Raw genomic sequence first — 13,731 nt, forward strand, 5'->3', positions numbered from 1 at the left:
TCGCCGCCCCCGTGTTGCCGTGGTACGAGCGGTAGTGCGAGATCACCTTGTCACGGCCGGTGACCTGGCGCGCCATGCGGATCGCGTTCTCGTTCGCATCGGCGCCGCCGTTGGTGAAGAAGATCTTCTCGAAGCCCTCAGGGGCACGCTCGAGAATCAACTCGGCAGCGCGGGCACGCGTCTGATTCGCGTGCGCCGGGGCGACCGTGGTCAATGCTGCTGCCTGCTGCTGGATCGCGGCGACGACTTTGGGATGCTGATGACCGATGTTGACGTTGACGAGCTGGCTGGCGAAGTCGAGGTACTCCTTGCCCTCGAAGTCCCAGACCACGCATCCGGCGGCTCCGGCAAGGGCCAAGGGCGCGAGTGCCCCTTGCGCCGACCAGGAGTGGAAGACGGACGTCCGGTCGGCGCGGCTGACGAACTCGTTCGTAGGCATGTCATCCAGTCTCGATGGTCACAAGAGAATTCGGTGCGCAAATGTGTCCATCGTGGGGCTCAGGGATGGACGGATACGACAAGCGAGCGCTCGTGCCGACGACACTGTCGCTCTCGAAGGTTTCGCCGCTCGAGCCGAGTGGTTGACTGGTCAGCCACTTTGCTCCATGATGGATCTGCTCCACGTCGCCGTTGACGATGGGGCTTCCTCGACGGAGAGAGAATCCAGTGACACCTGAAGAACTCCCGGATGACCGGCCCCTCGCTTTCGGCCCTGTGTCACGCCGCACGCTGATGCGGGGCGCCCTGGCGGGCATGGCACTCGCCGCCGCCGGCGCCGGCGCCGCACACGGCGCGACGGACGCGCAGGCGCCCTTCTCGTCGGGCACGGGCCGCGCCGCCTATCGGGTGCCGGGCCAAGCCGCCGACTGCCATATGCATGTCTTCGACCCGGACCGATTTCCCTATCCGCTGCCTACTGCCACTCCCCCGCCCAAGGCGACTGTCGCCGACTACCGTCTGCTGCAGCGCCGCACCGGCACCAAGCGCACCGTCGTGGTCACCCCGTCGAACTACGGCACCGACAACCGCTGCACCCTTGACGCCATCAGCCAGCTGGGGCTCAAGGACGCACGGGGCGTCGCCGTCATCGACAACACGTTCTCGGACGCGCAGCTGCGGGATCTGCATGACGGCGGCATCCGCGGCATCCGCTTCAACCTCACCCGCCCCGGAGGCGCGGGAGCCGAGCTGATCCGGCCGCTGGCCGAACGCACGGCCGGCCTCGGCTGGCATGTTCAGATCCACATGACCGCCGAGGGCATCCTGGAGAACCTCGAGCGGATCACTGATCTTCCCACCGGATTGGTGATCGACCACATGGGCCGCATACCCGGTTCGACCGGCACGGCGCACCCCGCCTATACCGCGATCCTCCGGCTCGTGGACACCGGAAACACCTGGGTGAAGCTCTCCGGGGTCTATCACGAATCCCCCGTCGGACCCCCCTTCTACAGCGACCGCGCCGCCGTCGGCGCGGCATTCGCCCATGCCGCTCCGGAACGGATGCTGTGGGGCAGTGACTGGCCGCACCCGACGGCATCACGGGGCGAGGTGCCCATGCCCGACGACGCCGCGATGCTCGACATGTTCGCTTCCTGGGTGCCGAGCCAGCACGACCGCAAGCGCATTCTGGTGGACAACCCGAGGGTGCTCTACGGCTTCTAGCCGGCCAGCCCGGCCACGGCCCCCCGCAGCGCGGCGAGCGAAGTCACGCCGGAAGGTGGCGCAGCACGGTCTTCATGATGCCGCCATGACGGAAGTAGTCCTTCTCCCGGTCGGTGTCGAGTCTCACACGAACGGTGAAGGCGATGTCATCCGCCCGGACGGCGACCACGTCGTCCCGGAGCGGGTCCCCGACGATGTCGAAGGTCTCGAACCCGGTCAGCCCCAGCCCTGCGGCATCCGCACCGTCCATGAACTCGAGCGGCAGAATGCCCATGCCGATCAGGTTCGAGCGGTGGATCCGTTCGAACGATGCCGCGATGACCGCCCGGACTCCGAGCAGGGCCGGCCCCTTGGCCGCCCAGTCCCGTGACGATCCGGCGCCGTAGAGCCTGCCGCCGAGGATGATCAGCGGGATGTTCGCCGCGCGCGCCTCGAGGGCAGCGTCGTATATCGGCACGACGTTGCCGCTCACGGGCCCGACGGTGCTTCCGCCCTCGACGCCGGGAACGAGCCGATTGCGCAGCCGCACGTTCGCGAGCGTTCCGCGCATCATCACTTCATGATTTCCCCTGCGGGAGGCGTAGGTGTTCAGCTCGAATCGGGGCACTCCCAGTTCGGTGAGGTACCGGCCTGCGGGCGTATGCGCGGGGATCGCGCCCGCGGGCGACAGATGATCCGTGGTGATCTGGTCGCCCAGCGATGCCAGCACGCGCGCGCCCTTCAACGACCACGGCCGATCGCCGGCGAGGTCGTCGAAGTACGGGGGCCGCCGCAGGTAGGTGGATGCCTCGTCCCATGGGAAGACCGGGCCGGTGGGCGTCTCCAGGCCCCGCCAGTGCTCGTCGCCGTGGAACACGCGGGAGTATGCCTCCGTGTACATGCCGGGTGTGATGGAGGCGCGGATCGTGTCCTGGATCTCCGCGTCGCCCGGCCAGATGTCGGCGAGATAGACCGGTTCCCCGGAGTCGTCGGTGCCCAAGGGATCTCTCGTGAGGTCGACATCCATCGTTCCGGCCAGGGCGTAGGCGACCACCAGCGGCGGGGAGGCGAGATAGTTCAGGCGCACATCGGGGTTGATGCGGCCGTCGAAGTTGCGATTGCCCGACAGCACGGAGGCGACGCTGAGCCCGGCCTCCCGGACCGCGGTCTGCACCTCGTCGATGAGGGGTCCGGAGGCGCCGATGCAGGTCATGCAGCCGTATCCGGCGAGCGAGAATCCGAGGGAGTCGAGGTGCGGGGTCAGGCCGGCAAGGTCGAGGTAATCCGTGACGACGCGCGACCCGGGCGACAGGCTGGTCTTCACCCATGGCTTGCTGCGCAGGCCCCGCCCGGCGGCGTTGCGTGCGAGCAGGCCGGCCGCGACCATGACCGAGGGGTTCGAGGTGTTCGTGCACGACGTGATCGCGGCGATGACGACATCGCCGTTGCGGAGTTCGTGAACGGCACCGCCGAGTTCGATCGCGGCGGCGTCATCGTCCGGGCTCTGGCCGGTGATGCCGCTCAGCGCCCGCCGGAACGATGCGCCAGCGCCATCGAGGTCGACCCGGTCCTGCGGCCTCTGCGGCCCGGCGAGCGAGGGCCTGATCGATCCGAGGTCGACACGGATGACGTCGTCGTAGGTGATGGGCTCGTCGGGATCGTGCCAGAGCGACTGCTCACGTGCGTATGCCTCGACGAGGGCGATCCGCTCGTCGGGGCGGCCGGTGAAGCGGAGGTAATCGATGGTGGCGGCATCGATCGGGAAGTACGCCAGGGTTGCGCCGAACTCTGGGCACATGTTGGCGATCGTGGCGCGGTCGGCGACCGGCATGACGGCCAGTCCCGGTCCGGTGAACTCGACGAAAGCGCCGACGACGCCGTATTGCCGGAGCATCTCGGTGATGGTGAGCACGAGGTCGGTGGCGGTCGCTCCGGGCGGCAGCTGTCCGCTGAGGTGTACGCCGATGACCTTCGGAACCGTCATGGAGTACGGTTCGCCGAGGAGCACCGCCTCTGCCTCGATGCCGCCGATCCCCCACCCGACGACGCCGAGCGCGTCGACCATCGTCGTGTGCGAGTCGGTGCCCAGACACACGTCGGGGTACGCGAGGTCGCCGGAGCGCTCGACGACGCGGGCGAGGTATTCGATGTTGACCTGGTGCATGATGCCCGTGCCCGGCGGAACGACGACGAACCCGTCGAAGGTCTGCTCCGCCCAGCGCAAGAACCGATATCGCTCCGCATTGCGCTCGTACTCGATGGCGACATTGCGTTCGGCCGCGTCCTTCGTGCCGAACACGTCGACGATCACGGAATGATCGATCACCAATTCGGCCGGGATCTGCGGATTGACCGTCATCGGGTCGGCACCGATCTGGGCGGCTGCGGCGCGCATGCTGGCCAGGTCGACGATCGTGGGGACGCCGTTCGTGTCGTGCAGGAACACGCGTGTGGCGTACAGATCGATCGATTCCCCCGCGGCGGCGGCCCGCTGCCAGTCGTGCAGTCGCGCGACGTCCGGGCTGTCGTGACCGCCGCGCCGAATCGCGCATTCGAGCAGCACTCGGATGCTGTAGGGCAGTGTCCGCAGGCGATCGGACGGTCCCATATCGGTCACACGGACAGGGGTGCCGCCGACATCGATGACGCGGTGCGGAAACGGATGCGGGTCATTCATGGGGCGGGGCGTTCGGGGATGTCGGCCGGAAAGGCCGGTTCGGCGTAGGCATTGTGCTGGGTGCCGGGGACGACGCAGCGCTCGACGACCCCCTGCCAGACCCGGTAGTGCGGCGCCGCCTTGTGATCGGCTTCGAACGCCGCGCGGTCGCGGTAGATCTCGTAGAAGTAGAAGCGATTGTGTGGGTCGATGGATCTGTGCACGTCGAAGCGGAGGCACCCGGGTTCGTCGTTCAGCGATGCGAGCGCGTTGGCGTGGATCCCTTCGAGGAACTCGTCGATGCGGTCCTCGAAGACATCGAGGGTGACGATCACGGTGTAGATCGGGCGACCTCCTCTTCGGTGTACGGCCAGGCTACGCCGACGGCCTCCCCGTGTGCCGTGAGCTCATCAACCGTCTTGGCGGGGAGCCAGACGCCGCTTTCGCGGCCGCGTCGTTCCGCGCGGTTCTCCAGCTCGCCGGGGAAGAAGATCTCGTCCACGTTCGCGGCGAGGGGCACGCTCTTGGTGAGGGCGATCAGGTCGTTCATGCGTTCGTTGAAGGCATCGCGGCCGATCACCGCTTCGATGTCGATGGCGATGGCGAGGTGGCCGCAGCCGCTGCGCTGGTCGGGCACATACGGGCCGGCGACCCCCGTGGCATAGCTGCTGCCGGTGAGGACGCCGGAGAGGACATCCATCATGAACGAGATCCCGTAGCCCTTGTGCCCCGCCATCGGCAGGAGAATCCCGTCGATCGCGGACTTCGGGTCGGTGGTCGGCGCTCCTTCGGAGTCGATCGCCCAGGTGTCGGGGATCTCCTCCCCCTTCTGCAGCGCGGAGTAGATCTTGCCACGCGCGACGCCCGTGTTGGCGATGTCGAGGACGACGACGCCGCGGTCGCCGCCGGGCGTTGCGATGGACCAGGGATTGGCACCGACCGTCTTCTCGCGGCCGCCCCAGGGTGCCATGGCAGGGCTGCCGTTCGTGGTCAGGATGCCGACGCATCCTGCCTCCGCCATCCGCCGGGTCCAGTAGGCCGCCGTGCCGAAGTGGTTGCTGTTGCGCACCGCGACGACGCCGACGCCGTGCGACTGCGCGCGAGCGACGGCCTGCGCGCACGCGATGTCGGTGATGACCTGTCCGACGCCGTCGTGTCCGTCGATGACGGCGAGCGCGCCGGCATCCACAACGAACTCGACAGCGGTGACCGGCGACATCGCGCCGCTGCGCAGCCGGGCGACGTACCAGTCCAGGCGAAGCATTCCATGCGAGGGATGCCCCCACGCGTCGGCGACGACGAGGCTGTCGGCGACGAGCATCGCGTCTGCCTCGGGAAGTCCGTGCTCGATGAGCACGGCGGCCCCGAACCGGGCGAGCGCGTCCATGGGCACGGTCTGGTCGGGCATGTCGCTCCTGATTGTCGCGGACTGGCCGTGGGACGAGAGAAGCCGCCCGGCCCCGAGAGATCGGGACCGGGCGGCTCGGGGTGCTACTGGCCGAGCAGACCGTCCCAGCGGCCGATGAACTCCTGCACATCGGCGTCGGGGACCAGCTCGTAGTTCGCGAAGATCACGTTGTCTTCACCCACGGCGTCCACGACCTCTTGGTAGGTGTGCAGACCCTCGGCCGCCTTGACGCTGTCGCGGTAGGACGTGAGTCCACCCTCGGCGACGGCAGCCTGGCCCTCTTCCGAGAGCACGAAGTCGACGAACAGCTTCGCGGTGTTCACGTTCGGCGCGTCGGGGGTGATGCCGATGCCCCGGGGCAGGACGACGGTTCCGTCCTCGGGGAAGACGACCTGGAAGATGCCGTTGCTGCTGTCCACGATCGGGTAGGCCGGCGCGGCGCTGATGAAGAACCCGGCGAGGTACTCACCCGCGAGGATCTTCTCGCCCTGCGTGCCAGACGACGTTTCGGGACGGGCCAGCGGCAGGATCTGCTCGAGATCGCTCCAGGATTCCTCGCGGGCCTGGGTGAACACGTACGACACGGTGAAGCCGAACGCCCCGTTGATGTCACGCGTGGTGATCTTGTCGGCGTACTTCTCCGGATCTGCGGCCACGATCTCGGCGAGGCTCGCGATGCCGGTGGGGGCTTCGTCCATGAGCGCCGTGTTGTAGGCGATCGTCATCGGGTCCGTCGACATGGAGTAGACGTTCGGGAGCAGCTGGGCGAACTCCGGGAGCTCGGGGAGCTCGGGCGACGCGTACTCCAGGAGCACCGAGGGGTCCTCGGCGAACTCGGCCCACGCCTGAGCGGCGTTGGAGACGAGCAGGTCGGCGGTCGAGCTGCCGGTTGCCGACTCCGAGAGCTGACGCTGGAACACCTCGTCCGAGTCCAGGTTGTTCGCGTTGATCTTCTTTACCCAGGGGTACTTCTTCTGGAAGTCGCGGAAGATCGGCGCCCAGTTCTCCTGATCGGTGTTCGAGTAGATCGTGAGCTCGCCGCTCTCCTCCTTCGAGGCGTCGATGATGTCCTGGTAGTCGGCGGGATAGTAGTCCGGAAACTCGCCCTCGGCGATCGGGTTGGTCGGTGCGGTCGCGCCGCCCCCACCGCCCGAGCATCCGGCGAGCATGCCAACGGCGGCGATTGCAACAATGGCCGTCGACACCAGGCGCCGGGGGGTGCGCTTGGTGCGGGCCGTCAGAACGTGGTCCATTTCACTCCTTTGTGTCGGGCGCAGCGGGTGCTGTGCCTCCATGTTGTTCAAAAGTGGTCGACCTGTCAACCACCTGACCAATTCGTGATCTCGTCGTTACGGGCGTCCGTACCGCGAGTTCAGGTCAGCCACTTCGGCGGGTGCGAGGTGGCGCACGTTCATCCCGCGCAGCGTGAGATGCAGCCGCGCGGTCTGTTCGAGTTCTTCGATGGCGTCCATCGCGACGCCCAGGGTGTTCGCCGCGACGATCGGCCCGTGATTGCTCAGCATCAGCGCCGCGCTGCTGCGGGCGGCCGCCTCGGCGGCAGCCCCGAGGGTGTCATCCCCCGGAGCGTGATAGGGCAGCAGCGGCAGGCGGCCGATCCGCATCACGAAGTACGCCGTGAGGGGCGGCAGGATGTCGTCCGGGTCGTCGGGAATCAGGCACGACACGGCGGCCGAGTAGGTCGAATGGGTGTGGATGACGGCGCCGGCCTGCGGCCGGGCGCGCAGCATGGCCGCGTGCAGGAACGCCTCCTTCGACGGCGCGGGGCCGTCGACGTGCTGCCCGTCGAGGTCGATGACAGACAGCCCTTCGGGCTGCACGGTGCCGAGGCTGCTGCCGGTGGGGGTCACCAGGATGAGATCGCCGCTGCGGGCACTGATGTTGCCCGTGCTGCCGTGGGTGAGCCCGCGGCTGAACAGCGACCTGGCCGTCTCCACGATGGCGAGGCGAGTGGCCTGCGTCATGCCCGCTGTCCTTCCGATTCGCGCACGGACACCGCTCGGAGCAGGAGGTCGGGCTCCCCGAAGTTGCCCGATTTGAGCATCAGGGCGAGGGGCTCCTCTCCGACGGTGTAGATCCACGGCACTCCGGGGGCGAGTTCCTCGCCGATCAGCCCCCCGCGCACATCCAGCGCGGTCACGACGGCGCCGGATGTCTCGCCGCCGGCGATCACCAGCCGCCGCACGCCGCGCGCGACCAGGGCACGTGCGATCTCGGCGAGGGCTCCTTCGAGGATCGCCGATGCGCGCTCGACGCCGAGTTCGGCTTGCACCATGCGAAGGCGATCGGCCGGCACCGAGGAGTAGATCAGGGCGCTCGCCGTGGAGTTGCGGCCGTCATACCAGGCGAGTGCTCCCCGGGCGAGCTCGGCGCTGTCGGGCACGGCGACCGCGTCGAGGAAGTACGAGTCGTGGTGGGCAGCCATGACGGCGATCTGCTCGAGCGTGCGGGCAGAGCAGCTGCCGGCCAGGGCGACGGCAGGGACCTCGCCGACCGGATCGAGGTTGGGCGGTCGGCGTGATGAGGAGAGTCGCTCCGCGTGCACGAGACCGACGCCGCCGGCGAGTCCTGCCGCTCCGGTGACCAGGATTTCTGCGGAGCAGGCGCGACCGATGGCGACGAGATCCTCGTCGTCGACGGCGTCGATGACGGCATACCGGACGCCGCCGTTGCGCAGTCGCAGCAACTCCTCGCGGATCGCGGGCTCGCCGGCACGCACGACGTCGTGTGAGACCAGCGACACCGGCCGGGTGGTCTGCGCCTGAAGCACGCGCGGGATGAGCGAGTCGGTCATCGGCGTCAGCGGGTGATGGCTCATCGGCGAATCCGAGAGCAGCGCGCCCCCGACGAAGAGATGGCCGAGGTACTGCGTGCGGCCGTGCTCGGGTGAGCTCGGCGTGACGGCGGTGAGCCCCGCGCCGAGATGATCGGCGAGGGCATCGGCGACCGGACCGATGTTTCCCTCCGGGCGTGAGTCGAACGTCGAGCAGTACTTGAAGAAGAACTGCTCGGTGCGGTGCGACTGCAGCCAGCGCAGGGCGGCCAAGGACTGCTCGACGGCCTGGTCCGCGGGGATCGTCCTGGTCTTCAATCCGATGACGACGGCATCGTGCTCGGGGAGGTGGGTGTCTGCGGTGGGCAGCCCGAAGAAGACCACTGTCCGCAGTCCGGCTCGCCGGAACGCGACGGCGACGTCGGTTGCGCCGGTGAAGTCGTCGGCGATGGCTCCGATCACGACCGCGCCTCTCCGACAGCCGATCGCAGGGCAGCAGCCGAGCGCGCGGGCCCCGTGTAGACGGGCAGCTTCGTGTGCAGCTGCACGGCCATCGCCGCGGGGGCCAGGGAGTACTGCGCGAAGAGGATCGCGTCGCCCTCGTCGGCGCGGCCGGCCGCCGCGGTCTTCAGGGCACCGGTGAGCGCGCCCATGTCGTTGCGCTTGCTCGCGTCGTACGCGCCGGGCGCGAAGACGGGGATGATCTCCGGCGACAGCTTTCGCGCGGCGGCGGCGGTCCGCAACCGCTCCACGGTGTCCCCTAGCGCGAGTTCGACGGATGAGATGACGATGATCCGCTGGTGGCCGTCATCCAGGACGGCCGCGAACGCGGCATCGTCGGGCCCGAGAACCGGGATCTCGAGGCTCGACGCCGCGCGGCCGGCGAGGAACCCGTAGATCGAGCAGGTCAGCAGGATCCCGTCGGCGCCTTCCCGGACGGCGTGCTCGATGAGCCTGTTCATCCGCCTCTGCAGGTCGGCATCGACGGAGCCGCGCTCGTTGGCCTCGTCGATGAGCCGGTCATCGAGGATGTTCCAGATGCGGGCGTCCGGGAACCCGTCCTTGAGCGCCTGCACCGCCGGCGGTATCGCCGCAGGGACAGCGCTGATCAGAGCGATCAGCGGTGGATCACTGGTCATCGTGGAACCGCTACTTCGCGGCGAGGGCGGCGACGACCGCGGCGGTGAAGTCCGTCGTGTCCGCGCTTCCGGCCATGTCGCGGGTCTTCACGCCCGATTCGATCGTCCGGGTCACGGCCGCCTCGACCCGGTCCGCCGCATCCAGCACGGCCGCGTCGTCGAACTTCGCACCGAGCCAGCGGAGCAGCATCGCGGACGAGAGGATCATGGCCACGGGGTTGGCGATGTTCTTTCCCGCGATGTCGGGAGCGCTGCCGTGGGATGCCTGCGCCATCGCCTTCGTGTCGGAGGAGTTCAGCGAGGGGGCGATCCCGAGTGAGCCCGCGACCTCGCCGGCGAGGTCCGACAGGATGTCGCCGAACATGTTCTCGGTGACGATCACGTCGAACTTGTCTGCGCGGCGAACGAGATGCACGGTCGCGGCGTCGATGTGGAAGTCGTTCACTGTGACATCGGGGTACTGCTTCGCGACCTCGCGGGTCACGTCGCGGAACAGCCCGGTGGTCATCTTGAGCACGTTGGCCTTGTGCACGATCGTGAGGCGCTTGTCTCGCACGCGGGCGAGCTTGAACGCCTCGTGCGCGATCCGTTCGGTGGCCTGCCGGGTGATGATGCCGTGCATGATCGCCACATCGGGCGTCGGCATGAACTCACCGGTGCCGGCGTAGGTGTTGCGGTCGGCGTAGAAGCCCTCGGTGTTCTCGCGCACGATCACCAGGTCGGTGTCGGCGACGATCGCGTTGCCGCCCTCATAGGACTTGGCGGGACGGATGTTCGCGAAGAGTCCGAAGTGCTTGCGGATCGTTCCGCTCGGGTTCAGCATCGACTTGTGCGGCTCCGGGTACGACGCGCTGTCGTGCGGACCGAGCAGCCAGCCGTCGACGTGCTCGAGCGCCTCGAGGGTGGATTCGGGCACGGCGATGCCGTGCGAGTCGATGGCGGAGCGGCCCAGCGGCAGCACCTCCCATTCGATCGCGGGAGCGCCGGCCGCGGCCATCGCCGCATCGAGGACGTCGACGGACGAGGGGACGATCTCCGGGCCGATGCCATCGCCGTGGAGGACGCCGAGTCGATACTGCTTCGAGGTCACGAGAGGTTCCTTCTTCTATGGATCTGAGTGATCGGGGTGAGCGGGTGCGTCAGATGGTGACGGCGATGAGTTCTTCGAGATCGGCGTCGAGGACGTCGGTCTTCGGGTATATGCGGATCGCATCCTCGGGGATGAGGACACGGACCCGGCCGGAGAGGTCACCTCGGTGGTAGTCGGTGAGCAGCGTGTGGTTGCCGAACTTGAGGTCGTATTCGTAGCGCGACCCGACGTAGGAGGTGGCGAGTACCTCCGCGGAGAGCGACACCTCGTTATCGGGCAGGCTCTGGCCCTCGCGGGCCAGCGCGGTGCGCTCGGGGCGGAACGCGATCGTGACCGCGGCACCGGCACCGAACGTCCCGTCATCGGCGAGGAGCACCTCTTCGGGCGAATCGTCGAGCGAGACGCGGAGCTTTCCGCCCTCCGACCCGATGACCTTGCCGTGCAGGAAGTTGGAGCGCCCGATGAAGGCGTTCACTTCGGCCGTCGCCGGCGTCTCGTAGATCTCATGAGGCGTTCCGACCTGCATCAGGTGCCCGTTCGACATCACCGCGATGCGGTCGCTCATGGCGAGCGCCTCTTCTTGGTCATGGGTCACGTAGACGGTGGTGATGCCCAGCTCGGATTGGAGCCGCTTGAGCCAGACCCTGGCCTGCTCGCGCAGCTTCGCGTCGAGGTTGGAGAGCGGCTCGTCCAGCAGCAGCACCTTGGGCGAGTAGACCAGCGCTCGCGCGAGTGCGACGCGCTGCTGCTGCCCGCCGGAGAGCTGGTGGGGGTAGCGCTTCGCGAGGTGGGCGAGCCCGACCTTGTCGAGCGCGTCGTGGATGAGCCCCTTCTGGCGCGCCTTGGGCACCTTGCGGATGTTGAGCGGCACCGCCAGGTTCTGCGTCAGCGTCATGTGCGGCCACAGCGCGTAGCTCTGGAACACCATGCCGAGGTCGCGCTCCTCGGGAGGGACGAACTTGCGTCCGTCGAAGAACACCGCGTCGCCCACGGCGATCGTCCCGTCCGTGGGACGCTCGAGACCCGCGATGCAGGAAAGGGTCGTGGACTTGCCGCAGCCGCTGGGGCCGAGGAGGGTGAAGAACTCACCGTCCTTGATGTGGATGTCGATGTCCTGCAGAACGACGTTGCCTGCGAACTCCTTGCGCAGCCCGCTGATGATGACGTCAGGCATTCTCTTTCTTTCCTCTCATGAGCAGGCCGGCGACGAAGACGAACGCTGCGGTGATTGCAATCTGGATGGTGGCCAGGGCGGCCACCGAGCCCGTGTTGCCCTGGACCCAGAGCTCGAGCATGGTCGTGCCGATGATGTTCGACTGGGCGGAACCCAGGAAGATGGCCGGGGAGTACTCCTTGAGCATCGTGACGAAGACGAGGATCAGCGCAGCCCCGAACGCCGGCGTGAGCAGCTTGCGCAGGATGCGCCAGAAGGTCATCAGCCAGTCGGCCCCCGACACGCGTGCCGCGTTGTCGAGTTCCTCGCCGATCTGCATGACGGCCGGCGAGATGGACCCGTAGGCGCTGGGGAGCGCGCGCAGACCGAAGCCGATGATGATCGCGCCGAGCGTGCCCTGCACGACGGCGCTCCAGCCGAACGGGAGCAGCGCGATCGCCCAGAACAGCCCGATACCGATGATCAGGCCGGGCATCGCCTGCGGAGCCAGAGCGAGGTACTCGATGAGCTTGCGCAGCCGGAAGCTGGAGCGTCGTGCGACGACGACCGCGACGGTGGCGATCACGCTGACCACGATCGCGCCCACGCCGGCGACGACGAGGCTGTTCTGGATCGACTGCACATAGACCGGGAATCCGAAGATGCGCTCGTAGTTGGCGAGGGTGAGGAACTCGAACGGGTTCGCCAGCGGCGTGAAGAACGTGGTGAACGACCGGAACACCAGCCCACCCAGCGGAATCAGGGCGCCGAAGATGAGGTAGACGGAGATGAAGAAGATCGCGACCCACTTGATCCAGCCCAGCTCGAGCAGCCGAGGACGGGTCGCCTTGCCACGAACCGAAACGAACCGCTTGGCGTCCTTCAGCAGTTTGGCCTGAACGGCCACCAGGAGGATCGTGACCAGCAGGATCAGGGTCGACGCCGCACCGAGAATGCCGTAGTCGGGGTTGATGGACTGCAGACCGTTCTTATAGAGGAACGTCGAGAAGACCGTGATTCCGACCGGCTGCCCGTAGAGCAGCGGGATGCTCAGCGTCTCGATGGACATCGATGCCACGAGGATCGCGCTGTAGACGATCGGGGGGCGAAGCATCGGGACCACGACCGATCGCAGGATGCGGAACGGTCCCGCGCCGACCGTCTGCGCGGCGCCCTCGAGGCTCGCGTCGGCGTTGCGCAGCGCGTTCGCGCAGAAGACATAGGCGATCGGCGAGAGGGCGACGGCCTCGGTGATGGCCATGCCGGGGATCGTGTAGAGATCCCACGGCACGTCGCCGAACCACTTGGCCGCTTCGACGCTGATGAATCCCGCCGGCCCGTACATCGTGATCCACCCGAAGCCGAGGATCAGCGACGAGATGAAGAAAGGCCACTGCATGCTCGTGCCGAAGATCCGGCGACCGGGGATGTTCGTTCTGATCACGACGATCGCCATCGGCACGGCGATGAGCAGCGTGAGGACCGTGGTCATCGCCGCGAAGAGGAAGGTGTTCAGGATCACGATGCCGAAGTCGGCTTCGGTGAACAGCTTGGTGAAGTTCTCGAGCGTGAAGACCCCGCCCGCCTCGTACAGCGGCCGATCCGAGAGAGCCTGGATGAGCGTCGGGATGACGGGAGCGAGCACCCACACCGCGAGCACGATGATGGTGACCCAGAAGATGATGTTGCCGCGATCGGCGCCGAACAGCTTCCGATACTTCGGAGCCTTGAACTCCTCCTCGGTGGGCGCGGCACTCGCGGCGGCGGGGCTTTCGATCAACCCGGTCATCGGCGTGCCCTCGCAGATGATGTCGACTCTGACATGTGTCCTCGTCCTCTTCCTTGGAGAC

12 protein-coding genes are annotated in these 13,731 nt (G+C 67.5%); 1 reads left to right on the forward strand and 11 read right to left on the reverse strand.

Features of this window, described 5'->3' with window-relative positions; all coding sequences use genetic code 11:
• Positions 1 to 439, reverse strand: a 439-nt coding sequence (locus VNT50_RS00905) for an aminotransferase class III-fold pyridoxal phosphate-dependent enzyme (protein ID WP_325483228.1), incomplete at its 3' end; no start/stop codon positions are given.
• A gap of 227 nt (positions 440 to 666) precedes the next feature.
• Here VNT50_RS00905 and VNT50_RS00910 point away from each other — a divergent pair.
• On the forward strand, positions 667 to 1,665 hold the full coding sequence (locus VNT50_RS00910; protein ID WP_325483229.1) for an amidohydrolase family protein: 999 nt from the start codon (positions 667 to 669) through the stop codon (positions 1,663 to 1,665).
• A gap of 43 nt (positions 1,666 to 1,708) precedes the next feature.
• Here VNT50_RS00910 and acnA read toward each other — a convergent pair whose 3' ends face one another.
• The 10 genes from acnA to VNT50_RS00960 all read right to left on the reverse strand — a co-directional run bounded on the left by acnA (position 1,709) and on the right by VNT50_RS00960 (position 13,670).
• The gene (gene acnA / locus VNT50_RS00915) at positions 1,709 to 4,321 is read right to left on the reverse strand and encodes an aconitate hydratase AcnA (RefSeq protein WP_325483230.1); all 2,613 of its coding nucleotides are present in this window, start codon (positions 4,319 to 4,321) and stop codon (positions 1,709 to 1,711) included.
• Complete coding sequence (locus VNT50_RS00920; protein ID WP_325483231.1) at positions 4,318 to 4,635, reverse strand: antibiotic biosynthesis monooxygenase; 318 nt, start codon at positions 4,633 to 4,635, stop codon at positions 4,318 to 4,320. The genes acnA and VNT50_RS00920 overlap by 4 nt, the downstream gene beginning before the upstream one ends.
• Positions 4,632 to 5,708 carry an Ldh family oxidoreductase gene (locus VNT50_RS00925; protein WP_325483232.1) on the reverse strand — a complete coding sequence of 359 codons (1,077 nt, stop codon included), beginning with the start codon at positions 5,706 to 5,708 and terminating at the stop codon, positions 4,632 to 4,634. The genes VNT50_RS00920 and VNT50_RS00925 overlap by 4 nt, the downstream gene beginning before the upstream one ends.
• 83 nt (positions 5,709 to 5,791) lie before the next feature.
• Positions 5,792 to 6,961, reverse strand: coding sequence for an ABC transporter substrate-binding protein (locus VNT50_RS00930; RefSeq protein WP_325483233.1), 1,170 nt, complete (start codon positions 6,959 to 6,961; stop codon positions 5,792 to 5,794).
• Between the two features lie 96 nt (positions 6,962 to 7,057).
• Positions 7,058 to 7,690, reverse strand: coding sequence for a 3-oxo-tetronate 4-phosphate decarboxylase (gene otnC, locus VNT50_RS00935; RefSeq protein ID WP_325483234.1), 633 nt, complete (start codon positions 7,688 to 7,690; stop codon positions 7,058 to 7,060).
• Positions 7,687 to 8,961: a 3-oxo-tetronate kinase gene (gene otnK, locus VNT50_RS00940; RefSeq protein WP_325483235.1), complete on the reverse strand. Its 1,275-nt coding sequence runs from the start codon at positions 8,959 to 8,961 to the stop codon at positions 7,687 to 7,689. Before otnK ends, otnC begins: the two co-directional genes overlap by 4 nt.
• Entirely contained in the window at positions 8,958 to 9,638 is a 681-nt protein-coding gene (locus VNT50_RS00945; RefSeq protein ID WP_325483236.1) for a hypothetical protein, read from the reverse strand. The genes otnK and VNT50_RS00945 overlap by 4 nt, the downstream gene beginning before the upstream one ends.
• Before the next feature lie 10 nt (positions 9,639 to 9,648).
• On the reverse strand, positions 9,649 to 10,728 hold the full coding sequence (locus VNT50_RS00950) for an isocitrate/isopropylmalate dehydrogenase family protein (protein ID WP_325483237.1): 1,080 nt from the start codon (positions 10,726 to 10,728) through the stop codon (positions 9,649 to 9,651).
• 49 nt (positions 10,729 to 10,777) lie between these two features.
• Positions 10,778 to 11,902, reverse strand: a complete 1,125-nt coding sequence (locus tag VNT50_RS00955) for an ABC transporter ATP-binding protein (protein WP_325483238.1) — start codon at positions 11,900 to 11,902, stop codon at positions 10,778 to 10,780.
• A complete protein-coding gene (locus VNT50_RS00960; RefSeq protein WP_325483239.1) occupies positions 11,895 to 13,670 on the reverse strand; it encodes an ABC transporter permease in 1,776 nt (591 codons plus the stop codon). The genes VNT50_RS00955 and VNT50_RS00960 overlap by 8 nt, the downstream gene beginning before the upstream one ends.
• Positions 13,671 to 13,731: the final 61 nt, after the last annotated feature.

It is taken from the genome of Microbacterium sp. (genome assembly GCF_035554235.1).
GTDB lineage: Bacteria > Actinomycetota > Actinomycetes > Actinomycetales > Microbacteriaceae > Microbacterium.

Coding starts and splice junctions, on each gene's coding strand:
- otnC (WP_325483234.1), bottom strand. CDS start 7,690: ATGACGCAGGCCACTCGCCTCGCCATCGTGGAGACGGCCAGGTCGCTG.
- VNT50_RS00945 (WP_325483236.1), bottom strand. CDS start 9,638: ATGACCAGTGATCCACCGCTGATCGCTCTGATCAGCGCTGTCCCTGCG.
- VNT50_RS00960 (WP_325483239.1), bottom strand. CDS start 13,670: ATGACCGGGTTGATCGAAAGCCCCGCCGCCGCGAGTGCCGCGCCCACC.
- VNT50_RS00930 (WP_325483233.1), bottom strand. CDS start 6,961: ATGGACCACGTTCTGACGGCCCGCACCAAGCGCACCCCCCGGCGCCTG.
- VNT50_RS00955 (WP_325483238.1), bottom strand. CDS start 11,902: ATGCCTGACGTCATCATCAGCGGGCTGCGCAAGGAGTTCGCAGGCAAC.
- acnA (WP_325483230.1), bottom strand. CDS start 4,321: ATGAATGACCCGCATCCGTTTCCGCACCGCGTCATCGATGTCGGCGGC.
- VNT50_RS00925 (WP_325483232.1), bottom strand. CDS start 5,708: ATGCCCGACCAGACCGTGCCCATGGACGCGCTCGCCCGGTTCGGGGCC.